General features: G+C 71.1%; 23 protein-coding genes. 14 read left to right on the top strand and 9 right to left on the bottom strand.

The features are described from left to right. Window positions 1–2 precede the first annotated feature (2 nt). The 4 genes from ybeY (at window position 3) to AB0M92_RS35380 (ending at window position 2695) form a co-directional block, all read left to right on the top strand. Window positions 3–500, top strand: coding sequence for an rRNA maturation RNase YbeY (gene ybeY / locus AB0M92_RS35395; protein WP_053689049.1), 498 nt, complete (start codon window positions 3–5; stop codon window positions 498–500). Beyond that, window positions 497–1801 carry a hemolysin family protein gene (locus tag AB0M92_RS35390; RefSeq protein ID WP_366106463.1) on the top strand — a complete coding sequence of 435 codons (1305 nt, stop codon included), beginning with the start codon at window positions 497–499 and terminating at the stop codon, window positions 1799–1801. The genes ybeY and AB0M92_RS35390 overlap by 4 nt, the downstream gene beginning before the upstream one ends. Continuing rightward, window positions 1798–2151, top strand: coding sequence for an MmcQ/YjbR family DNA-binding protein (locus tag AB0M92_RS35385; protein WP_048480608.1), 354 nt, complete (start codon window positions 1798–1800; stop codon window positions 2149–2151). Before AB0M92_RS35390 ends, AB0M92_RS35385 begins: the two co-directional genes overlap by 4 nt. Window positions 2152–2338: 187 nt before the next feature. Beyond that, complete coding sequence (locus tag AB0M92_RS35380; protein ID WP_366106462.1) at window positions 2339–2695, top strand: cytidine deaminase; 357 nt, start codon at window positions 2339–2341, stop codon at window positions 2693–2695. A 27-nt stretch (window positions 2696–2722) separates the two neighbouring features. Here AB0M92_RS35380 and AB0M92_RS35375 read toward each other — a convergent pair whose 3' ends face one another. After that, window positions 2723–3955 carry an MFS transporter gene (locus AB0M92_RS35375; RefSeq protein ID WP_366106482.1) on the bottom strand — a complete coding sequence of 411 codons (1233 nt, stop codon included), beginning with the start codon at window positions 3953–3955 and terminating at the stop codon, window positions 2723–2725. 170 nt (window positions 3956–4125) lie between these two features. Between AB0M92_RS35375 and AB0M92_RS35370 the strand changes: the two genes are divergently transcribed. The 3 genes from AB0M92_RS35370 (at window position 4126) to era (ending at window position 7583) form a co-directional block, all read left to right on the top strand. After that, window positions 4126–5118 (top strand): helix-turn-helix domain-containing protein, encoded by a 993-nt coding sequence (locus AB0M92_RS35370; protein ID WP_366106461.1) that lies wholly within the window; start codon window positions 4126–4128, stop codon window positions 5116–5118. Between the two features lie 133 nt (window positions 5119–5251). Beyond that, window positions 5252–6574 carry a beta-xylosidase gene (locus tag AB0M92_RS35365; RefSeq protein WP_366106460.1) on the top strand — a complete coding sequence of 441 codons (1323 nt, stop codon included), beginning with the start codon at window positions 5252–5254 and terminating at the stop codon, window positions 6572–6574. Between the two features lie 67 nt (window positions 6575–6641). Beyond that, the gene (gene era / locus AB0M92_RS35360) at window positions 6642–7583 is read left to right on the top strand and encodes a GTPase Era (RefSeq protein WP_181382474.1); all 942 of its coding nucleotides are present in this window, start codon (window positions 6642–6644) and stop codon (window positions 7581–7583) included. Between the two features lie 124 nt (window positions 7584–7707). Here era and AB0M92_RS35355 read toward each other — a convergent pair whose 3' ends face one another. The 3 genes from AB0M92_RS35355 to AB0M92_RS35345 form a co-directional block, all read right to left on the bottom strand. Beyond that, entirely contained in the window at window positions 7708–8391 is a 684-nt protein-coding gene (locus AB0M92_RS35355; protein ID WP_366106459.1) for a class I SAM-dependent methyltransferase, read from the bottom strand. A 92-nt stretch (window positions 8392–8483) separates the two neighbouring features. After that, window positions 8484–8753 carry a protealysin inhibitor emfourin gene (locus AB0M92_RS35350; RefSeq protein ID WP_366106458.1) on the bottom strand — a complete coding sequence of 90 codons (270 nt, stop codon included), beginning with the start codon at window positions 8751–8753 and terminating at the stop codon, window positions 8484–8486. Between the two features lie 10 nt (window positions 8754–8763). Continuing rightward, window positions 8764–9828: a M4 family metallopeptidase gene (locus AB0M92_RS35345; RefSeq protein ID WP_366106457.1), complete on the bottom strand. Its 1065-nt coding sequence runs from the start codon at window positions 9826–9828 to the stop codon at window positions 8764–8766. A 364-nt stretch (window positions 9829–10192) separates the two neighbouring features. Here AB0M92_RS35345 and leuA point away from each other — a divergent pair, with 364 nt between their 5' ends. After that, window positions 10193–11956 (top strand): 2-isopropylmalate synthase, encoded by a 1764-nt coding sequence (gene leuA, locus AB0M92_RS35340; protein ID WP_366106456.1) that lies wholly within the window; start codon window positions 10193–10195, stop codon window positions 11954–11956. A 58-nt stretch (window positions 11957–12014) separates the two neighbouring features. Here the strand turns inward: leuA and AB0M92_RS35335 are convergent, their stop codons facing one another. Next, on the bottom strand, window positions 12015–12773 hold the full coding sequence (locus AB0M92_RS35335) for an SDR family NAD(P)-dependent oxidoreductase (RefSeq protein WP_366106455.1): 759 nt from the start codon (window positions 12771–12773) through the stop codon (window positions 12015–12017). Window positions 12774–12934: 161 nt separating this feature from the next. Between AB0M92_RS35335 and AB0M92_RS35330 the strand changes: the two genes are divergently transcribed. The 5 genes from AB0M92_RS35330 to AB0M92_RS35310 all read left to right on the top strand — a co-directional run bounded on the left by AB0M92_RS35330 (window position 12935) and on the right by AB0M92_RS35310 (window position 17914). Next, a complete protein-coding gene (locus AB0M92_RS35330; protein WP_366106454.1) occupies window positions 12935–13630 on the top strand; it encodes a TerB family tellurite resistance protein in 696 nt (231 codons plus the stop codon). A 485-nt stretch (window positions 13631–14115) separates the two neighbouring features. Continuing rightward, window positions 14116–15663, top strand: a complete 1548-nt coding sequence (locus AB0M92_RS35325) for a nucleobase:cation symporter-2 family protein (protein WP_366106453.1) — start codon at window positions 14116–14118, stop codon at window positions 15661–15663. An 85-nt stretch (window positions 15664–15748) separates the two neighbouring features. Beyond that, on the top strand, window positions 15749–16495 hold the full coding sequence (recO, locus tag AB0M92_RS35320; RefSeq protein WP_366106452.1) for a DNA repair protein RecO: 747 nt from the start codon (window positions 15749–15751) through the stop codon (window positions 16493–16495). An 11-nt stretch (window positions 16496–16506) separates the two neighbouring features. Next, the gene (locus AB0M92_RS35315; RefSeq protein WP_366106451.1) at window positions 16507–17331 is read left to right on the top strand and encodes an isoprenyl transferase; all 825 of its coding nucleotides are present in this window, start codon (window positions 16507–16509) and stop codon (window positions 17329–17331) included. A 28-nt stretch (window positions 17332–17359) separates the two neighbouring features. Continuing rightward, window positions 17360–17914 (top strand): hypothetical protein, encoded by a 555-nt coding sequence (locus tag AB0M92_RS35310; protein WP_366106450.1) that lies wholly within the window; start codon window positions 17360–17362, stop codon window positions 17912–17914. Here the strand turns inward: AB0M92_RS35310 and AB0M92_RS35305 are convergent. The 4 genes from AB0M92_RS35305 to AB0M92_RS35290 form a co-directional block, all read right to left on the bottom strand. Beyond that, window positions 17911–18342, bottom strand: a complete 432-nt coding sequence (locus AB0M92_RS35305) for a transcriptional repressor (RefSeq protein ID WP_134075427.1) — start codon at window positions 18340–18342, stop codon at window positions 17911–17913. The two genes, AB0M92_RS35310 and AB0M92_RS35305, sit on opposite strands and share 4 nt — an antisense overlap. A 61-nt stretch (window positions 18343–18403) precedes the next feature. Then, window positions 18404–19270: a metal ABC transporter permease gene (locus AB0M92_RS35300; RefSeq protein WP_366106449.1), complete on the bottom strand. Its 867-nt coding sequence runs from the start codon at window positions 19268–19270 to the stop codon at window positions 18404–18406. After that, window positions 19270–20061 (bottom strand): metal ABC transporter ATP-binding protein, encoded by a 792-nt coding sequence (locus AB0M92_RS35295; protein WP_366106448.1) that lies wholly within the window; start codon window positions 20059–20061, stop codon window positions 19270–19272. The genes AB0M92_RS35300 and AB0M92_RS35295 overlap by 1 nt, the downstream gene beginning before the upstream one ends. A gap of 23 nt (window positions 20062–20084) precedes the next feature. After that, window positions 20085–21065: a metal ABC transporter substrate-binding protein gene (locus AB0M92_RS35290; RefSeq protein WP_366106447.1), complete on the bottom strand. Its 981-nt coding sequence runs from the start codon at window positions 21063–21065 to the stop codon at window positions 20085–20087. 155 nt (window positions 21066–21220) lie between these two features. On the opposite strand from AB0M92_RS35290, the gene AB0M92_RS35285 reads away from it, so the two are divergent. Continuing rightward, window positions 21221–22603: a glycine--tRNA ligase gene (locus AB0M92_RS35285; RefSeq protein WP_366106446.1), complete on the top strand. Its 1383-nt coding sequence runs from the start codon at window positions 21221–21223 to the stop codon at window positions 22601–22603. The last annotated feature ends 61 nt before the right edge of the window (window positions 22604–22664 follow it).

The following is a 22664-nucleotide window of genomic DNA, read 5'->3' as shown; positions in this document are numbered from 1 at the left end:
CCATGTCGATCGACGTCAACAACGAGTCCGGAACCGAGGTCGACGAGCGGGCGATCCTCGACATCGCCCGCTACGCGCTCACCCGGATGCGGATCCACCCGCTGTCCGAGCTCTCCGTCATCGTCATCGACGAGGACGCCATGGAGCAGCTCCACATCCAGTGGATGGACCTGCCCGGTCCCACCGACGTCATGTCCTTCCCGATGGACGAGCTCCGTCCGCCGGCGAAGGACGACGAGGAGCCCCCGCAGGGTCTCCTCGGTGACATCGTGCTCTGCCCCGAGGTCGCCAAGAAGCAGGGTGAGGAAGCTCCGACGCAGCACTCCATGGACGAGGAGCTCCAGCTCCTGACCGTCCACGGGGTGCTGCACCTGCTCGGGTACGACCACGAGGAGCCGGACGAGAAGGCCGAGATGTTCGGCCTCCAGGCGGCCATCGTCGACGGCTGGCGCGGTGAGCGCGGCATGACCGGTCCGTCCCCGGCCCCGACCGTCTCGTGACCGCCCCGCAGCTGATCACCGGCGCGGTGCTGCTGGTGGTGGTGGCCTGGTTCGCGGCGTGCGCCGAGTCCGGCATCGCCCGGATCTCCGGCTTCCGCGCCGAGCAGGCCGTACGGGAGGGCCGGCGCGGCAGCGCGAAGCTGGCGCAGGTCGCCGCCGACCCCACCCGCTACCTCAACGTGGCGCTGCTCGTGCGGGTCACCTGCGAGATGGCGGCCGGCGTGCTCGTCACGTACGTCTGCCTCGACGAGTTCGGCGACAACTGGAAGGCGCTGCTCGTCGCGATCGCCGTGATGGTGCTGGTGTCCTTCGTGGCCGTCGGGGTCTCCCCGCGCACCATCGGCCGCCAGCACCCCCTCAACACGGCGACGGCGGCCTCGTACGTCCTGGTCCCGCTCGCCCGCGTCATGGGGCCCATCCCGCAGCTGCTGATCCTCATCGGCAACGCGCTCACGCCCGGAAAGGGCTTCCGCAAGGGGCCGTTCGCCTCCGAGGCGGAGCTGCGCGCGATGGTCGACCTGGCGGAGAAGGAGTCGCTGATCGAGGACGACGAGCGCCGGATGGTGCACCAGGTCTTCGAGCTCGGCGACACGCTGGTGCGCGAGGTGATGGTGCCGCGTACCGACCTGGTCTGCATCGAGCGGTACAAGACGATCCGTCAGGCGACCACGCTGGCGCTGCGGTCGGGCTTCTCACGCATCCCGGTCACCGGGGAGAACGAGGACGACATCGTCGGCATCGTGTACCTGAAGGACCTGGTCCGCAAGACGCACATCAGCCGAGAGGCCGAGGCCGACCTGGTCACGACCGCGATGCGGCCGGCGGTGTTCGTACCGGACACCAAGAACGCGGGCGATCTGCTGCGCGAGATGCAGCAGGTGCGCAACCACGTGGCCGTGGTCATCGACGAGTACGGCGGCACGGCGGGCATCGTCACCATCGAGGACATCCTGGAGGAGATCGTCGGCGAGATCACCGACGAGTACGACCGCGAGCTCGCGCCCGTCGAGGAGCTGGGCGAGGACCGTTACCGGGTGACCGCGCGGCTCGACATCACCGACCTCGGCGAGCTGTTCAAGGTCGAGGACTACGACGACGAGGACGTGGAGACGGTCGGCGGTCTGCTGGCCAAGGCGCTGGGCCGGGTGCCGATCGCGGGCGCCTCGGCGGTGGTGGAGCTGCCGGACGGGCGGCCGCTGCGGCTGACGGCCGAGTCCCCGGCGGGCCGCCGGAACAAGATCGTGACGGTGCTGGTGGAGCCGATTGCCCGGGTGGCGGGCGAGGACGGGGAGGGCGCATGACGCCGGCGGAGCTGCGCGCGTTCTGCCTGGGGTTCAACGCGGCGGTGGAGGAGTTCCCCTTCACGCCCGAGACCTCGGTGTTCAAGGTGCTGGGGAAGGTGTTCGCGCTGAGCGCGCTGGACGCGGACCCGCTGAAGGTCAACCTCAAGTGCGAGCCGGAGCTGGCGGTGCGGCTGAGGGAGGAGCACGAGGCGATCGTGCCGGGCTGGCACATGAACAAGCGGCACTGGAACACGGTGACGGTCGGCGCGCTGCCGGACGCGCTGGTGCGGGAGCTGGTCGAGGACTCGTACGACCTGGTGGTCGCTGGTCTGCCGAGGGCGGAGCGGCTCCGGCTCGACCGCCCGTGAGGGTGGCACGCGGACAGGACGAAAGTCACTGAACTCTGTGACCTTTGGATCACAGGTCGTGCTGGTTCGGGCGCTTGGGTTCGGTCCCGCGTGCCTCAAGATCCGGGGGGACACGGGGGCGGAGGGGAGAGCGTCTCGGCGGGGCCCGTCGTGCGGCCCCGTCGAGGCGCTCCATATGCTTTCGCCCATGACCGACAGCACCGGGATCAGCCCCGAAGACAGCAAGATCATCACACTGGCGCGCAGCGCCCGGGCCCGCAACGGGGTGCCCGAGGGTGCGGCGGTGCGGGACGAGACCGGGCGTACGTACGTCGCCGGGACGGTGGAGCTGGACTCCCTGAAGCTGAGCGCGCTGCAGACGGCGGTCGCGATGGCGGTGGCGAGCGGGGCCGAGTCCCTGGAGGCCGCGGCCGTGGTCAGCTCGGCGGAGTCGGTGGCCGCCGCCGACCGTGCGGCGGTCGGCGACCTGGGCGGCCCCGCCACCCCGGTCCTGCTGGCCGGCCCGGACGGCACCCTGAAGTCCACGACCCCGGCGGGCGCCTGACCCCGTGGCGGCCCGCCGCCGCCCTGCTCACGCCGTGAGGGCGGCAGGGCGGCGGCGGATCACCATCGCCATCAGCGCCGCCATCGCGCAGAGCGCGCCCGACGCGTACCAGACCAGGTCGTAGCTGCCGAAGGCGTCGCGCGCCAGGCCGCCCAGGAAGGCCACCAGAGCCGCGCCCACCTGGTGCGAGGCCAGGACCCAGCCGAACACGATCGCGCTGTCCTCCCCGTAGTGCTCGCGGCAGAGCGCGATGGTCGGCGGGACGGTCGCGACCCAGTCCAGCCCGTAGAAGATGATGAAGAAGACCATCGGCGGGTGCACGGACGGCGCCAGCAGCATCGGCAGGAACATCAGCGAGACGCCGCGCAGTGCGTAGTACACCGCCAGCAGGCGGCGCGCCTCGAAGCGGTCCGTGAACCAGCCGGAGGCGATGGTGCCGATGACGTCGAACACGCCGATCACCGCGAGCAGCCCCGCGGCCGCCGTCACCGGCATGCCGTGGTCGTGCGCCGCCGGCACGAAGTGGGTCTTGACCAGCCCGTTGGTCGAGGCGCCGCAGATCGCGAAGGTGCCCGCCAGCAGCCAGAACGGGCCGGTACGGGCCGCCTTGAACAGCACCGTCACCGCCCGGCGGGCCGCCCCGAGGGCCGGTGCGGGCTTCTCCGCGTAGCTGCCCCCGTACGGGGCGAGCCCCACGTCGGCCGGGTGGTCGCGCAGCAGCAGCCAGACGAACGGGATGACCGCCAGCGCCGCCAGCGACACCGTCACGGCCGCCGGACGCCAGCCGTGGTGCACCACCAGCCAGGACAGCAGCGGCAGGAAGATCAGCTGGCCGGAGGCCCCGGCCGCGGTCAGGATGCCGGTGACGAGCCCGCGCCGGGCGGTGAACCAGCGGTTGGTCACCGTCGCCGCGAAGGCCAGTGCCATGGAGCCGCTGCCCAGGCCGACCAGCACGCCCCAGAAGAGCACCAGTTGCCAGGACGCCGTCATCCACACGGTGGCCGCCGTGCCGCCGGATATGACCAGCAGGGCCAGCGCCACCACCTTGCGGATGCCGAAACGGTCCATCAGCGCGGCGGCGAAGGGCGCCGTGAGTCCGTAGAGCGCGAGGTTCACCGAGACGGCGAAGCCGATGGTGCCGCGCGACCAGTCGAACTCCTCGTGCAGCGGCTCGATGAGCAGTCCGGGCAGGGAGGCGAAGGCGGCGGCGCCGATGATCGTCACGAACGCGACGGCCGCAACGAACCAGGCGCGGTGGATGCGCCCCGGAAGGTTCGGGGCGGGGGCGGGGGCGGGGGCGGGGGGAACGGGGGCCGGGGGAGCGGGGGAGGGGGCTGCGTCTGGGGCTGTCTGCGTCACTCCGACAGCTTCCGGCCGGAAGGCCCCCGTACGACAGTGGCCTGACCGACACCCTTCGATACGATTGGGCCATGGCCCCTCATCGTGTCGTCGTCCTCGCGCTCACCGGGCTGCTGCCCTTCGAGCTCGGCATCCCGCACCGGATCTTCGGCCGGGCCAAGGATCCCTCCGGAGCGCCGCTGTACGAGATCCTCACCTGCGCCCTGGCCGCCGGGCCGGTGCGCACGGACGCCGACTTCGCGGTCCACGTCGAGCACGGCCCCGAGCTGCTGGCCACCGCCGACACGGTGGTCGTGCCCGCCTCGTACGAGCTGGGGCCGGTGTACGAGAAGGGCCTGCTGACCGGCGAACTCGCCGCCGCGCTCGCCCGCGTCCGGCCCGGGACGCGGCTCGTCTCCATCTGCACGGGCGGGTACGTGCTGGCCGCCGCCGGGTTGCTGGACGGGCGCCCCGCCACCACCCACTGGGCGCACGCCGAGCACTTCCAGCGGCTCTTCCCGGCCGTCCGGGTGGACGCGGACGTGCTGTACACCGACGACGGGGACGTGCTGACCTCGGCCGGGGTCGCCGCCGGCATCGACCTGTGCCTGCACATCGTGCGCCGCGACCACGGCGCGGCCGTCGCCAACGACGTGGCCCGGCGGACCGTCGTACCGCCGCACCGGGACGGCGGGCAGGCCCAGTTCGTCGACCGCCCGGTGCCGCAGCCGCAGCTGGCCAGTACGGCGGCGGCCCGCGCATGGGTGCTGGAGCGGCTGCACGAGCCGGTGCGGCTGGTGGACCTGGCCCGGCAGGAGGCCATGTCGGTACGGACGTTCACCCGCCGCTTCCGCGAGGAGTCCGGGGTCAGCCCGGGGGAGTGGATCGTCGGGCAGCGGGTGGAGCGGGCCCGGTGGCTGCTGGAGAGGACGGAGCTGCCGATGGAACAGGTGGCGCGGGAGACGGGTTTCGGGACGGCGCAGTCGCTGCGCAAGCACGTGCAGGCGGCGCTGGGCGTGAGCCCGACGGCGTACCGGCGCACGTTCCGCGCGGCCGGCGGGCAGGGGGACTCCGCCATCTCCTGATGGGTCATCAGATATTGCCGGGCCCGTGCCTTGACTTCTTCCGCCGCCCGCTCGTGAATGGCCCCCTGTCGGCGCGAGGGAACCCAGGGGGCGGGCCGTGCGAACACGGGCGGGCAGCAGCAGGAGATGGTCGGTGGCCTTCGGCGTGGCCGCGCTCGCGGCGACGACCGGGGGAGTGCTGAGCCCGCCCGCCGCCGCCGAATCGCAAACGCCCGCCGGGCGGGTGGAGTTCCCGACGCGGTGCCTGCCGCCCCAGGAAGCCGCTCTGGCACCCGCCGACGGGCCGACCACGGCCCTGATCACCGCGGACGACCCGGCGCCCGAGGTCGGGGACACGGTCACCGTGACGTACCAGGTGACCCGGACCCCCGCCGTGAACCCGGTCGCCGGCGCCCTCCCGGCCGATGTGCTGACCCCGACCGGGCGGATCCTGCTCGGGGGCGCACAGAGCGGTGAGGTCACCGTCGTGGGGGCGAAGCGCAACGACTCCGTCCAGGCGGGGGCGGAGCTCCCCGCCGTCACCATGACCGGCACCTTCACCGTCACCGCGCCGGGCGGGATCACCCTGGCCCCGGGCGACTACGCGCTCCACACCAGCCACCTGCTGGACCTGGACACCACCTGCGCCGTCACCGGGGCGCCGGTGTCCGCACGGCTCACCGCGAGCCCACCCCCGGCCACGCCCGGGGGGACCCCCACCCGGACCAACCTGCGCTCGGTCGCGCTCGGCACGGCGTACGGGAAACCGGGAGCCGCGGTCGAGGTGACCGGCGCCGGCTTCGCACCGGGCGCGGCGGTGACGGTGGCCGGCCGGGCGGGCGCCGCCGAGACCGCGGACCGGGTGGCGGCGACGGCGGACGACCGGGGGGAGGTCCGGGCGCGGCTGCCGGTCACCGACCGGGCGACGACGGCGGTGGTGGCGTACGAGGGCGCGCGGTGGTCGGCGCGGGAGGGCTCGGGCCCGGCGGCGTACACGGTGCTCGCCGCGGCGCCCCCGCGGGCGGCCGCGCAGGAGGTGACGGCGCTGGTGGCGGATCCGGGCGCGCTGTCGCTGACCCAGACCGGCGCGTCGATCACGCTGGGCGCGCTGCCGTACGGGGCGGGCGGCGCGGCTCCCGGCCGGATCGGGACGGTCACGGTCAAGGACGCCCGGGGCGGAACCGGGGGATGGTCGCTGATCGGCAAGGTCACGGCCTTCACCGGTTCGGGCGGTGCCGTGATCCCGGGTGCTTCGCTGAGCTGGACCCCGACCTGCACGGCGGCGCCGGGAAGCGCGAGCCGGTGCGCGGCGGGCAGCGCGGGGGCGGTCGGGCCGGAGGGGGCGGTGCTGGCTTCCGCTCCGGACGCCGCTTCGGTGGGCGGCACCTTCACGATCGACGCGGCCGTCACCCTCACGCTGCCGCCGTACACCCCGCCGGGCGCGTACCGGGCGGTCCTGACCCTGACCCTCTCGTGACCCCCGTCCGACCCTCCTCGCGGCGGACTGGTCGGCGCCGGGACCCGCATCGGGGAGAATGGCCCGTATGAGCGATCGTTCCCCCGAGTCCACCGCCCCGCACCGTGCGGGCTTCGCCTGCTTCGTCGGCCGCCCCAACGCGGGGAAGTCGACCCTGACCAACGCACTCGTGGGCACCAAGGTCGCGATCACCTCCAACCGGCCGCAGACCACCCGCCACACCGTCCGCGGCATCGTGCACCGCCCCGACGCCCAGCTCGTGCTCGTCGACACGCCCGGTCTGCACAAGCCGCGCACGCTGCTCGGCGAGCGGCTGAACGACGTCGTGCGGACCACCTGGGCCGAGGTCGACGTGATCGGCTTCTGCCTGCCCGCCGACCAGAAGCTGGGCCCCGGAGACAAGTTCATCGCCAAGGAGCTCGCGGGGATCAAGAAGACCCCCAAGATCGCCATCATCACCAAGACCGACCTGGTCGAGTCCAAGCAGCTGGCCGAGCAGCTCCTCGCCGTGCACCAGCTCGGCGCCGAGCTGGGCTTCGAGTGGGCCGAGATCGTCCCCGTATCGGCGGTCGGTGACACCCAGGTGCAGCTGCTGGCCGACCTGATCGCGCCGCTGCTGCCGGAGAGCCCGCCGCTGTACCCCGAGGGCGACCTCACCGACGAGCCCGAGATGGTGATGGTCGCGGAGCTGATCCGCGAGGCCGCGCTGGAGGGCGTACGGGACGAGCTCCCGCACTCCATCGCCGTCGTGGTCGAGGAGATGATCCCGCGGGAGAACCGCCCGGCGGACCGCCCGCTGCTGGACATCCACGCGAACGTCTACATCGAGCGGCCCAGCCAGAAGGGCATCATCATCGGCCCGAAGGGCTCCCGGCTGAAGGAGGTCGGGATGAAGTCGCGCAAGCACATCGAGGCGCTGCTCGGCACCCCGGTCTTCCTCGACCTGCACGTCAAGGTCGCCAAGGACTGGCAGCGCGACCCCAAGCAGCTGCGCAAGCTGGGGTTCTGAGGCGGTAGGGGCGTCCGCCCCACCACACGACGACGCACGGCCGCGGTCCCCGCCCGGGACCGCGGCCGTGCGTCGTCGTGTGGCCCGTCGTGTGGCCCGTCGTGTGGCCCGTCGTGTCGTCCGGCTACGCGGGCCGGCGCACCCGCACCACGTTGTCCGTACGGTGCCCCGGCGTACCGTCGGGCTTCGCCTGGACCCGCTCGGTCTCCTCGGCGCGCAGCACCTCCCAGCCCGCCGTGACCGGCTCCAGCTGCGCGAGGACCTCCTCGGGCGTGGGGAAGTGCGCCTCTTCCCGGTCCTCCTGCCACGGTGCCCATCCCGCGTGGCCGACCACGAGCAGGGTGCCGCCGGGGGCCACGGCCGAGGCGGCCGTGCGCAGGACGACGTCACGGGGGAAGTCCCCGTAGTTGTGCAGGAAGCAGGCCGAGACGAGGTCGAACTCCCCCTCGGGGAAGGACTCCGTCAGATCGTGGCGCGCCAAGGAGACCCGGTCCGCGACCCCGGCGTCCGCCGCGTGCCCGGCCGCCCGGCCGAGGGCGACGCCGGAGATGTCGGTCCCGGTGACGGTCCACCCGCGGCGGGCCAGCCAGACGGCGTCGCCGCCCTCGCCGCAGCCGAGGTCCAGGGCCCGCCCCGGGGCGAGGCCGGACACCTCGTGCACCAGCACGGCGTTGGGCTCGCCGCTCCAGATCCGGCCGCTCTCCGCGTAGCGGCCGTCCCAGAACTCCTCTCCCGCCGGGGGCCCGGCCGCCGGGAGGTGCTGCGTGTGCGTGTGCGTGTGAGTGTGCGCGTGCGTGTGCTCGGTCATCGGTTCCTCTTCCCGTACGGGTGCCGGTACGGGCGATGCTCCGCCCGGTCCGCCCGTCCGGGCAAACCCTGTTGCCGTTCCGGCAACGCCGCTCAGGCGCCTTCCTTCAGCAGCCGGGAGATCAGCTTCCGCTGGGCCTCCGACAGGTTCGGCTCCCGGCAGGAGACGGTCCGGTCGTCGACGGTGATCCGGTACGAGAACCCGTCCCGGATCCGGTCCGAGCCGGGAGCGGGCGGGACGGGCCGCAGCGCCAGCCGGGCCAGGGCCTGCCACTCCGCCTCGTCGGGCCGGCCCGAGGTGTCCACCTCGGCCCGGCGCTCGATGCCCGCGAAGCCGCCCGTCCGCACCACCAGAATCCGCATGTCCTGCGTTCTACCCCAGGCCGACCGTCGACCACGCCTTCTGGAGGGCCTGGTGCTCCGCGCCGCCGTCCCCGTACCGGGCCACCGCGGCCGCCACCGTCAGCCGGGCGAAGTCCTTGAAGTCCGCGTCCGAGGCCAGCTCGCCGCCCGTCAGCGTGTCGTACCAGATCCGCCCGGCCCGTTCCCAGGCCTTGCCGCCGAGCTCGGTCGCCACCAGGTAGAAGGCGTGGTTGGGGATGCCCGAGTTGATGTGCACCCCGCCGTTGTCCTGCGAGGTCTTCACGTAGTCGTCCATGGTCGCCGGCTGCGGGTCCTTGCCGAGCTCGTCGTCGTCGTACGCCGTGCCCGGCGCCTTCATCGAGCGCAGCGCGACCCCGGTGACGTCCGGTCCCAGCAGGCCGGCGCCGATCAGCCAGTCCGCGTCCTGGGCCGTCTGGTCCAGCGAGTACTGCTTGATCAGCGAGCCGAAGACGTCGGACATCGACTCGTTCAGGGCGCCCGACTGCCCGTGGTAGTCGAGGTTCGCCGTGTACTGGGTGACCCCGTGGGTGAGTTCGTGCCCGATGACGTCGATCGACACCGTGAAGTCGAGGAAGATGTCCCCGTCCCCGTCGCCGAACACCATCTGCTGCCCGTCCCAGAAGGCGTTGTTGTAGTCCTGCCCGTAGTGCACGCTCGCGTCCAGGGCCAGCCCGGAGTCGTCGATCGAGTGCCGGCCGAAGCCCTTCAGGAACAGCTCGTACGTGGCGCCGAGCCCCGCGTAGGCGCGGTTGACGGTGGCGTCGCCGCTCGCCCCGTCGCCCTCCCCGCGCACCTTCTTCCCGGGCAGCCTGGTGCGGTGCTGGGCGTCGTAGATGGTCCGGCGGGGCTCGTCGGAGGCGGGCGTCCCCACGGCGGGGGCGATCCCGCGCAGGGTGGTGACGCTGCGCCGGGTGCGCAGCAGGGCGTCCTGTTCGAGGGTGCGCTGGGCGGCGTCGGCTCGCGGGAGCCGCTCGGACCGGGCGATCTTGTCGAGCAGGTGGGGCGGGACCACCGTGCAGAAGACGGGGTGGCGGGAAACGTGGGAGGCGTCCATCCCGGCAATGTGGCAGTGGGTCATCGCCCTGTCACTACCTGCAACCATGATTCATTCGGTTGTCTGAAAGTGGTCACACCGCGTTGACGGATCGGCCGGACCTGTATCGAAGAAAGCGATGTAGCTCACATTAGGTACAAAACGGACAGGCCAGTCCCGCATACTGGAACAGGTCCTCGCGTTACGGCGCGGCTCGGTTAGGCTCGGTCCATCATGCGTTTCGGGCTGCTTCTCCTTAGCTGCCGCGGCGAGGGTCTGTAGTCGTAGGCCGACCCCCTCCCCGCGGAGTTTGGTGTTGCGGTTTTTACGACCGCCGTCGGCCGTTCCAGCGAACTACACGCGGACACGCGAGGAGCCCAACGCCATGAGCCAGCAGCCTTTTGTCGGTCGCCCCACGCCCATCACCAACGCGACCCACACCCAGAAGACCTCCGGCATGCCGATCCACAAGTACGGCCGGTACGAGCAGGTCGACATCGCGGACCGCACCTGGCCCGACGCCCGCGTCACCAAGGCCCCCCGCTGGCTCTCCACCGACCTGCGCGACGGCAACCAGTCGCTGATCGACCCGATGACCCCCGCCCGCAAGCGCGAGATGTTCGACCTGCTGGTGCGCATGGGCTACAAGGAGATCGAGGTCGGCTTCCCCTCCTCCGGCGAAACCGACTTCGCCTTCGTGCGCTCCATCATCGAAGAGGGCGCGATCCCGGACGACGTCACCATTTCCGTACTGACCCAGGCCCGCGAGGACCTGATCGAGCGGACCGTGGAGTCGCTGGTCGGCGCCAAGCGCGCCACCGTGCACCTGTACAACGCGACCGCCCCGACCTTCCGCCGGGTCGTCTTCCGCGGTTCGAAGGAGCAGATCAAGCAGATCGCCGTCGACGGCACCCGCCTGGTCATGGAGTACGCCGAGAAGCTGCTGGGCCCGGAGACCACCTTCGGCTACCAGTACAGCCCCGAGATCTTCACCGACACCGAGCTGGACTTCGCCCTGGAGGTCTGCGAGGCGGTCTGTGACGTCTGGCAGCCGTCCGAGGGCCGCGAGATCATCCTGAACCTGCCCGCCACCGTGGAGCGTTCGACGCCGTCCACGCACGCGGACCGCTTCGAGTGGATGGCCCGCCACCTGACCCGCCGCGAGCACATCTGCATCTCCGTGCACCCGCACAACGACCGCGGCACCGCCGTCGCCGCCGCCGAGCTGGCCCTGATGGCCGGCGCCGACCGCATCGAGGGCTGCCTGTTCGGGCAGGGCGAGCGCACCGGCAACGTCGACCTGATCACGCTGGGCATGAACCTGTTCTCGCAGGGCGTCGACCCGCAGATCGACTTCTCGCAGATCGACGAGATCCGTCGCACCAGCGAGTACTGCAACCAGATGGAGGTCCACCCGCGCCACCCCTACGCGGGCGACCTGGTCTACACCGCCTTCTCCGGCTCCCACCAGGACGCCATCAAGAAGGGCTTCGACGCCATGGAGGCCGACGCGGCCGCCAAGGGCGTCACCGTCGACGACATCGAGTGGGCGGTCCCGTACCTGCCGATCGACCCGAAGGACGTCGGCCGCTCCTACGAGGCCGTCATCCGGGTCAACTCGCAGTCCGGCAAGGGCGGCATCGCGTACGTCCTGAAGAACGACCACAAGCTGGACCTGCCGCGCCGCATGCAGATCGAGTTCTCGCGGATCATCCAGGCCAAGACCGACGCCGAGGGCGGCGAGGTCACGCCGAAGGCGATCTGGGACGTCTTCTGCGACGAGTACCTGCCGAACCCCGAGAACCCGTGGGGCCGCATCCAGCTGCGCTCCGGCTCGACGGCCACCGACAAGGACGGTACGGACACACTGACCGTCGAGGCGGTCGTGGACGGCGTGGAGACGGTCCTGTCCGGCACCGGCAACGGTCCGATCTCGGCGTTCTTCGACGCACTGGCCGGCATCGGCGTCGACGCCCGCCTGCTGGACTACACCGAGCACACGATGAGCGAGGGCGCCTCCGCCGTCGCCGCCTCGTACATCGAGTGCGCGATCGACGGCCGCGTCCTGTGGGGCATCGGCACCGACGCCAACACCACCCGCGCCTCCCTGAAGGCGGTCATCTCCGCCGTCAACCGCGCGGGCCGCTGATCCCTCGTACGAGACCCCGTCCCTTCCTCCGGAGGGGCGGGGTTCCGTCGTTCCGGGCTCAGCGGGCCAGGTAGCCGCCGTCCACCGGCACGATCGCGCCCGTCACGAACGAGGCCGCGTCCGAGGCCAGGAAGGCGATGACCCGGGCCACCTCCTCCGGCTCGCCGAGGCGTCCCATCGGATGGGCCGCGGAGACCTCCGCCAGGTACTCCGGGCCGCCCGGCTCGTCCACCAGCGCCAGCACCCGCTCCGTACGGATGGTGCCGGGTGCCACCGCGTTGACCCGGATCCCGCGCGCCGCCCACTCCACCGCCAGGTGCTTGGTCAGCCCCGACGCCACGAACTTCGCCGGCCCGTACGCCGCCTGCCGGGCCTGTCCGGCCACGCCCGAGACCGAGGACACGCAGACCAGCGCCCCGCCGGGCCGCTCCTGCGCGCTCATCGCCTCGATCGCGTACTTGCAGGTCAAGAACATGCCCCGGCCGTCGACCGCCATGACGTGGTCCCAGTCCTCGGGGCTGGTCTCGTTCACGTCCGAAAGGGGGAGCACCCCCGCGTTGGCCACGGCGACGTCGAGCCTCCCGTACGCCTCCACCGCGGCGTCGACCATCGCCCGGTTGGCCCGCGGATCGGCGACGTCACCCGTCACCACGGTGATGCCGATGCCCTCGGCGGCCAGTTCCGTACGCAGTTCCCCGACCCCGGGGCCATTGATGTCGGCCGCGGTGACGCGGGCCCCGGAGCGGGCCAGCAACAGGGCGGTGGCCTTGCCGATGCCGCTCGCGGCACCCGTCACCAGACAGGACTTCTCGTTCACGCGGCAGAGCCTAGGGAAAAAACGGTGTCCGGCGGGGGCGCAGTTCGGCCAAGTCCCCTGGGTGGCGCAGGTTGTCTTGTCACACGACTGACGGATCCTCACCGATGTGGCTAACATCACGCCAGACCGGCGATGCTGCCGGTAGGTGATGGAGGTGCGACGTGCTGCCAGTTCGGGGTGGGGACGGCCGGAAGCTGACGGTCTGGGGCATCCGTACCACCTGGAGCACCGTGGGTGACGGGGAGTTCTTCTGCCCCGACTGCGGTGGCGACCGCAACTACCGCCGGCGCACCGGGCGCCGCCGGTTCACGGTCCTCGGCGTCCCGCTGCTGCCGCGCGGAGCGGCCGGGCCCGTCATCGAGTGCCAGGGCTGCCGGGAGCGCTTCGACACCGAGGTCCTCGACCACCTGACCACCACCCGCTTCTCGGCGATGCTGCGCGATGCCGTGCACACCGTGACCCTGGCGGTGCTGGCGGCCGGCGGGACCGCCTCGCGCGGAGCGCTGGAGTCCGCGGTGTCGGCCGTACGGGCGGCGGGCTTCCAGGACTGCACCGAGGAGCAGCTGGAGTCCCTCGTGGAGGCGCTGGCCACCGACGAGGGCCGACTCGGGCTGTACGACGTGCCCGAGTGCTGCGGCGCCGCACTGGCGATCGAGCTCCACGAGGTGCTGGAACCGCTGGCTCCGCATCTGGCCGGGCCCGGTCGAGAATCGATCCTGCTCCAGGGTGCCCGGATCGCCCTGGCGGACGGCCCGTACACCCCGGCCGAGCGCGAGGTGCTCGCGACGGTGGGCGCCGCCCTGCGGATCGCCTCCGAGGACGTGACCCGCCTGCTGTCGGCGGTCCGGGCTCCGTAACCCTGGCCGAAACGGCATCGGTCCGGGCTCGATACGGCCTCGGTACGGGCTCGTTGGCCCTTCGGTGGGGTAACGATCCGGCCTCGCGCGACTGAATGCGCCCCCCTTCACACTCCGCGTGAAGGGGGATTCGTGCGTTCCGGCCTCGGCCGTCCACCCCTTGGACACCCGGACGGAGCCGTGACCTGCGCCTACGCGTTTCGCGGCCGTCGGCATTACGCCCCTGCGGAGACATCCGCCAGTGGAGATACCCACAGATCTGCCGTCTCCAGAGGTCAACACTTTGTGGAAGTCCACGATATCTGTGAGCACCCCCACAGGCGTTCAATTCCGGTCACACGACGAGACGCCGCCGGTAACACAGCGGGGCTTCGATTCACGTGATCGCACTGACAACCCTGGCGAACCAACGGGATAGCGACCCACTTCGCCCAGGGATAACCAGATTCCTCTCGTTTACCTACCTCTTGAAGGGCAAGGCAGAGATGGCACGTGTCGCCGCCCGGTTCCCCGTCAGCGGAGAGCCCGGTACGCACCCCGTCGACGAGGTGCTCCCCCTCCCCAAGCTGGCCCTCTACGGCTTCCAGCACGTACTGGCCTTCTACGCCGGTGCGGTGATCGTCCCGATCATCGTGGGCGGTGCCCTCGGCCTGACCACCGAGCAGCTGGTCTACCTGATCAACGCAGACCTCTTCACCTGCGGCATCGCCTCGATCATCCAGGCGTGGGGCATCGGCCGGATCGGCGCGCGCCTGCCGCTGATCCAGGGCGTCACCTTCACCGCGGTCTCCCCGATGATCGCCATCGGGCTCGGAGCCGGCGGCGGTACGGCGGGCCTGCTCGTCATCTACGGCGCGGTCATCACGGCCGGCATCGCGACCTTCGCCTTCGCCTGGCTGCCCCCCAAGGCCTTCCGCGCGGTCATGAGGCTCTTCCCGCCGGTCGTCACCGGCACGGTGATCACCGTCCTCGGCATCGTCCTGATACCCGTCGGCCTGGGCGACGCCGCGGGCGGCCTCGGCAGCCCGGACTTCGGCGCCCCGAAGAACTTCGCGTACGCCGGCGGCACGATGCTCTTCATCCTCGTCCTGATGAAGCTCGGCAAGCCCTTCCTGTCCAGCATCGCGATCCTGATCGGCCTGGTCGGCGGCACCGTGGTCGCCTTCCTGCTCGGCGACGCCAAGTTCGCCGACGTGGGGAACTCGGACTGGATCGGCATCACCACCCCGTTCCACTACGGGGCGCCGAAGTTCGCCTGGTTCCCGATCCTGCTGATGCTCATCGTCATGCTGATCACCATGGTCGAGACGACCGGTGACACGTACGCCGTCGGCGACATCGTCGGCAAGGAGATCGACAGCGAGACCGTGGCGCGTGCCCTGCGCGCCGACGGGGCCGCGACCGCCCTCGGCGGCGTCCTGAACTCCTTCCCGTACGTGGCCTTCGCCGAGAACGTCGGCCTGGTCCGCATGACCAAGGTCAAGAGCCGCTTCGTCGTGGTCGCCGCGGGCGTCTTCATGATCGTGCTCGGGCTGATCCCGAAGGCCGCCGCGATCGTCGCCGCGGTCCCGCACGGAGTGCTCGGCGGCGCGGCGACGGTGATGTTCGCGATGGTGGCGCTGGCCGGCATCCAGACCCTCGCCAAGGTCGACCTCAAGGAGGAGAAGAACGCGCTGGTCGTGGGCGTTTCCCTGGCCTTCGCCCTGCTGCCGGCCACCGTCCCGGTGCTCTTCAAGGACCACATGGACGCGGACCTGTCCTCGCTCCTCAACAGCGGGGTGACGCTCGGCGCCACGGCCGCGATCGTGCTCAACCTGATCTTCAACGGCCTGGCCAAGGACGATGCGCACGGAGCCGCCGTGCAGGCCGCGGTGCCCTCCCAGGCGACGGCACCGGCCACGGCGGCGGAGCCCGCCGAGACGGTTGCCGAGGCCGAGACGGTGGCCGAGGCCGCCGTCGGCGCCGCCGTGAGCACGGCGCCCGCCGTCGCCGTGAAGGCCGGCGCGGACGAGGAGGCCCCGTCCGCCTCCTGACCCTCCCGAGGGGCGATGGCCCTGCGTCCGGACCGGTGTCCGGGCGGAGGGCCATCGCCGCGCCCGGGCAGGCGACAATGGGCGCATGAGTCTGTTCCGCGACGACGGCATCGTGCTGCGCACCCAGAAGCTGGGTGAGGCGGACCGCATCATCACGCTCCTCACCCGCGGCCACGGCCGGGTGCGGGCCGTCGCCCGCGGGGTGCGGCGTACGAAGTCAAAGTTCGGCGCCGGGCTGGAACCTTTCTCCCACGCCGACGTGCAGTTCTTCGCGCGCGGCAGCGAGCTGATCGGCCGCAGCCTCCCGCTCTGCACCCAGACCGAGATCATCGCCCCGTACGGCAACGGCATCGTCACCGACTACGCCCGCTACACCGCGGGCACCGCGATGCTGGAGACCGCCGAGCGGTTCACCGAGAACGAGGGCGAGCCCGCCGTACAGCAGTACCTGCTGCTGATCGGCGCCCTGCGCACGCTCTCGCGCGGCGAGCACGAGCCGAACCTCATCCTCGACGCGTTCCTGCTGCGCTCGCTCGCCGTCAACGGCTACGCGCCCAGCTTCACGGACTGCGCGAAGTGCGGGATCCACGGCCCCAACCGGCACTTCTCGGTCGGCGCGGGCGGGGTCGTCTGCGGTGACTGCCGGGTCGCCGGCAGCGTCGTACCCTCGTCGGAGGCCATCGCCCTGCTCAGCGCGCTGCTGACGGGCGACTGGGGGCATGCGGACGCCTGCGAGGCGCGGTACGTGCGGGAGGGCAGCGGGCTCGTCTCCGCCTATTTGCACTGGCATCTGGAGCGCGGGCTACGCTCCCTGCGATACGTCGAGAAATAGGAGCTGGACACATGGCACGACGCGGGATTCTGGGGCGCTCTCGCCGGGAGTACAAGGTTCCCGAGCCGCACCCGTCCGGTGAGCGCCCGCCGAAGATCCCCGGCGAGCTCGTCCCGAACCACGTCGCGGTGGTCATGGACGGCAACGGCCGCTGGGCCAAGGAGCGCGGCCTGCCCCGCACCGAGGGCCACAAGGTCGGCGAGGGCGTCGTGCTCGACGTGCTCAAGGGCTGCCTGGAGATGGGCGTCAAGAACCTCTCCCTGTACGCCTTCTCGACGGAGAACTGGAAGCGCTCGCCCGACGAGGTCCGCTTCCTGATGAACTTCAACCGTGACGTCATCCGGCGCCGCCGCGACGAGATGAACGAGCTGGGCATCCGGATCCGCTGGGTCGGCCGCATGCCGAAGATGTGGAAGTCGGTCGTCCAGGAGCTCCAGGTCGCCCAGGAGCAGACCGTCGACAACGACGCGATGACCCTGTACTTCTGCGTGAACTACGGCGGCCGTGCGGAGATCGCGGACGCGGCGCAGGCGATCGCCCGGGACGTGGCCGCGGGCAGGCTGGACCCGTCGAAGGTCAACGAGAAGACCTTCGCGAAGTACATGTACTACCCGGACATGCCGGACGTGGACCTGTTCCTGCGGCCGAGCGGCGAGCAGCGCACCTCCAACTACCTGCTCTGGCAGAGCGCGTACGCCGAGATGGTCTTCCAGGACGTGCTGTGGCCGGACTTCGACCGCCGTGATCTGTGGGCGGCCTGCCTCCAGTACGCCCAGCGCGACCGCCGCTTCGGCGGCGCCGTCCCCAACCAGCCGGAGCCGGGCCCGACGGCCTGAGCGTCGTCTACGCTCCTGCGTCATGCACATGAGTGGGAATGACGCGCGGCCGACGCGCACGCAGTCGGCCGCGCGGACGGAACAGGCCGTGTTCGTGTACGAGCCGGCTCTGGAGGACTTCCGCGGGGCCGTCCGGGTCCGCGCCCGGCGTACGGGGGCGGGCCGGGCGGAGACGGTTCTGGTCCCGCTGGTGACGACGAGCGCCATCGTGGCGTTCGCCCTGTTCCGGGGGTTGCTGCCGGCCCTCGTCGTGGTCAGCGCGGTGCTGGGCCTGGGCGCCGGGGCCTTCGGGGTCGCGCGCGGCCGGCGCGGCATGGCGCGCCGGCTCCACGCGGTGATGGCCGCGTACGGGCAGTGCCGCACGGTGGTCGACGAACGGGGCACCGCGACGACCGGCCGGACCATGTCGTACACGGGTGACTGGGAGCTCTTCACACACTTCGCCGAGACGCCGGAGCTCTTCGTCCTGCTCGGGGGCCCGCGCGCGAGCTGCGTCACGGTGCTGCCGAAGCGGGGGGCCGAGGGGCCGGCCGACGTCGACCGCCTGCGCGGGATCCTCGGCCGGAACCTGCTCAGGCTCTAGGCGGAGGCTGCGGCGCAGTCGGCGCAGGTGCCGAAGATCTCCACCGTGTGGGCGACGTTCACATAGCCGTGCTCCGCGGCGATGGACTCCGCCCACTTCTCCACCGCCGGGCCCTCCACCTCGACCGCCTTGCCGCACTTGCGGCAGACCAGGTGGTGGTGGTGGTCCCCGGTGGAACAGCGCCGGTAGACCGACTCCCCGTCGCTGGTGCGCAGCACGTCCACCTCGCCGGCGTCGGCGAGCGACTGGAGGGTGCGGTACACGGTGGTCAGGCCCACGGAGTCACCGCGGTGCTTGAGCATGTCGTGCAGTTCCTGGGCGCTGCGGAACTCGTCCACCTCGTCCAGCGCCGCGGCGACGGCTGCCCGCTGCCGGGTGGATCGTCCTCGTACTGGCGCGGTATTCATCTCGCCAGGCGCAGTCGCCACCGGTTCCTCCTCGTATCGGCCTCGGCCCATTGTGCCAGGCGGCCGCAGCGCCCAGACCGTCCTAGACCTTCACATCATCGCGCGTGCAGACCTCTTCGGCGGCGCGGGCCGCGTTCGCGCGGCGCCGGGCCAGCGGTGTGGACACGGCGGTCATCACCATGAAGACGCCGATGGCGAGGAGCACGATCGTGCCGCCCGAGGGGGCGTCGATGTAGTACGTCAGGGTCGTGCCGGAGAGCGAGACCAGCACGCCGATCACCATGGCCACCGACAGCGTGGCGGTGAAACCGCGGGTGACGCGCTGGGCCGCCGCGACCGGGATCACCATCATGGCGCTGACCAGCAGCAGGCCGACGATCCGCATGGCCACGGTGACGGTGACGGCGGCGGTGACCGCGATCAGCAGGTTCAGGAAGCGCACGGGCAGGCCGGTGACCCGGGCGAACTCCTCGTCCTGGCAGACGGCGAACAGCTGGCGGCGCAGCCCGAGGGTGACGGCGATGACGAAGGCCGCGAGGATCACGACGGCCGTGACGTCCTCGGCGGAGACCGTGGTGATCGAGCCGAAGAGGTAGCTGGTCAGGTTGGCCGTCGAACCGCCGGGAGCCAGGTTGATGATCATCACGCCGCCGGCCAGGCCGCCGTAGAAGAGCATGGCGAGGGCGATGTCACCGCTGGTCTTGCCGCGGGAGCGGATCAGCTCCATGCCGACCGCGCCGATCACCGCGACCAGGGTGGCCATCCACACCGGGCTCGCGTTGAAGAGGAAGCCGAGCGCCACACCGGTCATGGCCACGTGCCCGATGCCGTCGCCCATGACGGCCTGGCGGCGCTGGACGAGGTACGTGCCGATGGCGGGGGCGGTGACGCCGACCAGCACGGCCGCGAGCAGGGCCCGCTGCATGAAGGCGTAGTGGAGGAGGTCCATCAGCTCAGCAATCCCGTCCGGAGCGGCTCGGCGTCGTGCGCCGCGTGGGGGTGTACGTGGTCGTGGCCGGGCAGGGCGTGCTGCCCCACGGCCTCGGGCGGCGGGCCGTCGTGGACGACGCAGCCGTCGCGCAGGACGACGGCGCGGTCGATGAGCGGCTCCAGCGGGCCCAGCTCGTGCAGGACGAGCAGGACGGTCGAACCGGCGGCGACCTGCTCGCGCAGGGCGTTCGCGAGGACCTCCTGGTTGGCGAGGTCCACGCCGGCCATCGGCTCGTCCATGATCAGGAGTTCGGGCTCCACCGCGAGCGCCCGCGCGATGAGCACGCGCTGGTGCTGGCCGCCGGAGAGGGCGTTGACGGAGGCGTCGGCGTACTGGCTCATGTCGACGAGGGCCAGGGCCCGTTCGACGGCCGCCTTGTCGGCCCTGCGCAGGATGCCGAAGCGGGAGCGGGCGAGCCGGCCGGAGGAGACGACCTCGCGGACGGTGGCCGGGACTCCGCTGGCGGCGGTGGTGCGCTGCGGGACGTACCCGATGCGCGACCAGGCGCGGAAGCGCTTGAAGTCGGTGCCGAACAGTGCCAGCCCGCCGTCGGAGAGCGGGACCTGTCCGACGATCGCGCGGACGGCCGTGGACTTGCCGGAGCCGTTGGCGCCGAGCAGGGCGACGACCTCGCCGCGCCGGACGGTGAGGTCGACCCCGCGCAGCACGGGGCGCGAGCCGAGCGAGGCCGTGGCCCCGCGCAGGGATATGACGGGCTGGTCCGCTGCCTCCGCGGGCTGGGACTCCATGGCACGCGCCTCCGTTACTGCCATCACTTGCTACCGAGCGCCTTCTGCAGGTTCTTCAGGTTGGACCGCATGACCTCGAAGTAGTCAGCGCCCTGGGACTTGTCGGTGATTCCTTCGAGCGGGTCGAGGACGTCGGTCTTCAGGCCCGTGTCGGTGGCGAGCGTCTTGGCGGTCTTGTCGCTGGCCAGGGTCTCGAAGAACACGGTCGAGACATTGTCCTTCTTCGCGACGGCCTGGAGTTCCTTCATCCGGGCGGGGCTCGGCTCGGACTCGGGGTCGACGCCGGAGATGCCCTCCTGGTCGAGGCCGTAGCGCTCGGCGAGGTAGCCGAAGGCGGAGTGCGTGGTGATGAAGGTCTTGGAGGCGGTGTTCTTCAGGCCGTCCTTGAACTCCGTGTCGAGCGCGGTCAGCTTGCCCAGCAGCTCGTCGGTGTTCTTGCGGTAGTCCGCCGCGTGCTCCGGGTCGGCCTTCTCCAGGGCCGCGCCGACGCCCGTGGCGACCTCGGCGTACTTCACCGGGTCCAGCCAGACGTGCGGGTCCTCGCCGGCCTCGCCGTGGGCGTGGTCGTGGCCCTCCTCGCCCTCGCCCTCGCCCTCGCCCTCGTGGGCGTGGTCGTGGCCCGAGGAGCCGTGGACCTCCAGCCTGGTGAGCTTGGCGGCGTCGACGACGTTCTTCACGCCGGACTGGGCGACGGCCTTGTCGACGGCGGGCTGCAGGCCCTTGAGGTAGAGGACGACGTCGGATTCGCCCAGCTGCCCGGTCTGCTTCGGGGTGATCTCCAGGTCGTGCGGTTCGACGCCCGGCTTGGTCAGGGTGTCGACCTTCACGTGGTCCTTGCCGATCTGTTCGGCGAGGAACTGCATCGGGTAGAACGACGCCATGACGTGCAGCTTGCCGTCCTTGCCGCTTCCGGCAGAGGCTCCGGAGCACGCGGTGAGGGCCGTGGCGCCGAGGGCTACGGCTCCGGCGAGGGCGGCTGCGGGTATGAGGCGTCGTACGTTCATGACATCCATTTTCATCAAAGATGGAAACGATTGTCAAAAACCCAGGTGGGGGGCCCGGGGGCGGCGCCTTCGAACGGGAACCGATTTGAAAGGGGGGGTGCGGGCGCCGGTAACCTAAAGCCTTCGCCGTTCGTCCTCGTAATGAAGAGAGCACCGTGGCCGCCGACAAGATCGAAACCATCGTCAGCCTGAGCAAGCGCCGTGGCTTCGTTTTCCCGTGCAGTGACATCTACGGCGGCTCCAGGGCTGCCTGGGACTACGGTCCGCTGGGTGTCGAGCTCAAGGAGAACATCAAGCGCCAGTGGTGGAAGGCCATGGTCACCGGGCGCGAGGACGTCGTCGGCCTCGACTCTTCCGTGATCCTGGCCCCCGAGGTCTGGGTGGCCTCCGGCCACGTCGCGACCTTCTCGGACCCGCTGACCGAGTGCACCTCCTGTCACAAGCGCCACCGCGCCGACCACCTGGAGGAGGCCTACGAGGCCAAGCACGGTCGCCAGCCCGCGAACGGCCTCGCCGACATCAACTGCCCCAACTGCGGCGTGAAGGGCCAGTTCACCGAGCCGAAGCAGTTCTCCGGCATGCTGGAGACCCACCTCGGCCCGACCCAGGACACCGGCTCGAAGGCGTACCTGCGCCCCGAGACCGCCCAGGGCATCTTCACCAACTTCGCCCACGTGCAGACCACCGCGCGCAAGAAGCCCCCGTTCGGCATCGCGCAGATGGGCAAGTCCTTCCGCAACGAGATCACGCCGGGCAACTTCATCTTCCGCACGCGCGAGTTCGAGCAGATGGAGATGGAGTTCTTCGTCAAGCCGGGCGAGGACGAGCAGTGGCAGGAGTACTGGATGCAGGAGCGGTGGAACTGGTACCGCGACCTCGGCATCCGCGAGGAGAACATCCGCTGGTACGACCACCCGCAGGAGAAGCTGTCCCACTACTCGAAGCGCACCGCCGACATCGAGTACCGCTTCAACTTCGGTGGCAGTGAGTTCTCCGAGCTGGAGGGCGTCGCCAACCGCACCGACTTCGACCTGAAGGCGCACTCGGCCGCCTCCGGCCAGGACCTGGTGTACTTCGACCAGGAGACCAAGGAGAAGTACACCCCGTACGTCATCGAGCCGGCGGCCGGTGTGAACCGCGCCATGCTGGCCTTCATGCTCGACGCGTACGTCGAGGACGAGGCTCCGAACGCCAAGGGCGTCATGGAGAAGCGCACCGTGATGCGCTTCGACCCGCGCCTGGCCCCGATCAAGGTCGCCGTCCTGCCGCTGTCCCGCAACGCGCAGCTGTCGCCGAAGGCCAAGGGCCTCGCCGCCGACCTGCGCAAGTTCTGGAACATCGAGTTCGACGACGCGGGCGCCATCGGCCGCCGCTACCGCCGCCAGGACGAGATCGGTACGCCGTTCTGCGTCACCGTCGACTTCGACACCCTGGACGACAACGCGGTGACCGTGCGCGAGCGCGACACCATGAAGCAGGAGCGCGTCTCCCTGGACCAGATCCAGAGCTACCTCGGCAGCCGTCTGCTCGGCTGCTAGGTCCCTGCCCCGAGCGGGGTGAAACGGCCGGTGGCCCCGTGCGCCAGAAGAGCACCCGGCC

Origin of the sequence: Streptomyces sp. NPDC051582, assembly GCF_040681715.1 — a bacterium.
Classification (GTDB): domain Bacteria; phylum Actinomycetota; class Actinomycetes; order Streptomycetales; family Streptomycetaceae; genus Streptomyces.
Note: the sequence above shows the minus strand (reverse complement) of the source record. Positions and strands in the feature narration are given on the sequence as shown.

Coding starts and splice junctions, on each gene's coding strand:
- ybeY (WP_053689049.1), top strand. CDS start 3: ATGTCGATCGACGTCAACAACGAGTCCGGAACCGAGGTCGACGAGCGG.
- AB0M92_RS35385 (WP_048480608.1), top strand. CDS start 1,798: ATGACGCCGGCGGAGCTGCGCGCGTTCTGCCTGGGGTTCAACGCGGCG.
- AB0M92_RS35380 (WP_366106462.1), top strand. CDS start 2,339: ATGACCGACAGCACCGGGATCAGCCCCGAAGACAGCAAGATCATCACA.
- AB0M92_RS35370 (WP_366106461.1), top strand. CDS start 4,126: ATGGCCCCTCATCGTGTCGTCGTCCTCGCGCTCACCGGGCTGCTGCCC.
- era (WP_181382474.1), top strand. CDS start 6,642: ATGAGCGATCGTTCCCCCGAGTCCACCGCCCCGCACCGTGCGGGCTTC.
- AB0M92_RS35355 (WP_366106459.1), bottom strand. CDS start 8,391: ATGACCGAGCACACGCACGCGCACACTCACACGCACACGCACACGCAG.
- AB0M92_RS35350 (WP_366106458.1), bottom strand. CDS start 8,753: ATGCGGATTCTGGTGGTGCGGACGGGCGGCTTCGCGGGCATCGAGCGC.
- AB0M92_RS35345 (WP_366106457.1), bottom strand. CDS start 9,828: ATGGACGCCTCCCACGTTTCCCGCCACCCCGTCTTCTGCACGGTGGTC.
- leuA (WP_366106456.1), top strand. CDS start 10,193: ATGAGCCAGCAGCCTTTTGTCGGTCGCCCCACGCCCATCACCAACGCG.
- AB0M92_RS35325 (WP_366106453.1), top strand. CDS start 14,116: ATGGCACGTGTCGCCGCCCGGTTCCCCGTCAGCGGAGAGCCCGGTACG.
- recO (WP_366106452.1), top strand. CDS start 15,749: ATGAGTCTGTTCCGCGACGACGGCATCGTGCTGCGCACCCAGAAGCTG.
- AB0M92_RS35315 (WP_366106451.1), top strand. CDS start 16,507: ATGGCACGACGCGGGATTCTGGGGCGCTCTCGCCGGGAGTACAAGGTT.
- AB0M92_RS35310 (WP_366106450.1), top strand. CDS start 17,360: ATGAGTGGGAATGACGCGCGGCCGACGCGCACGCAGTCGGCCGCGCGG.
- AB0M92_RS35300 (WP_366106449.1), bottom strand. CDS start 19,270: ATGGACCTCCTCCACTACGCCTTCATGCAGCGGGCCCTGCTCGCGGCC.
- AB0M92_RS35295 (WP_366106448.1), bottom strand. CDS start 20,061: ATGGAGTCCCAGCCCGCGGAGGCAGCGGACCAGCCCGTCATATCCCTG.
- AB0M92_RS35290 (WP_366106447.1), bottom strand. CDS start 21,065: ATGAACGTACGACGCCTCATACCCGCAGCCGCCCTCGCCGGAGCCGTA.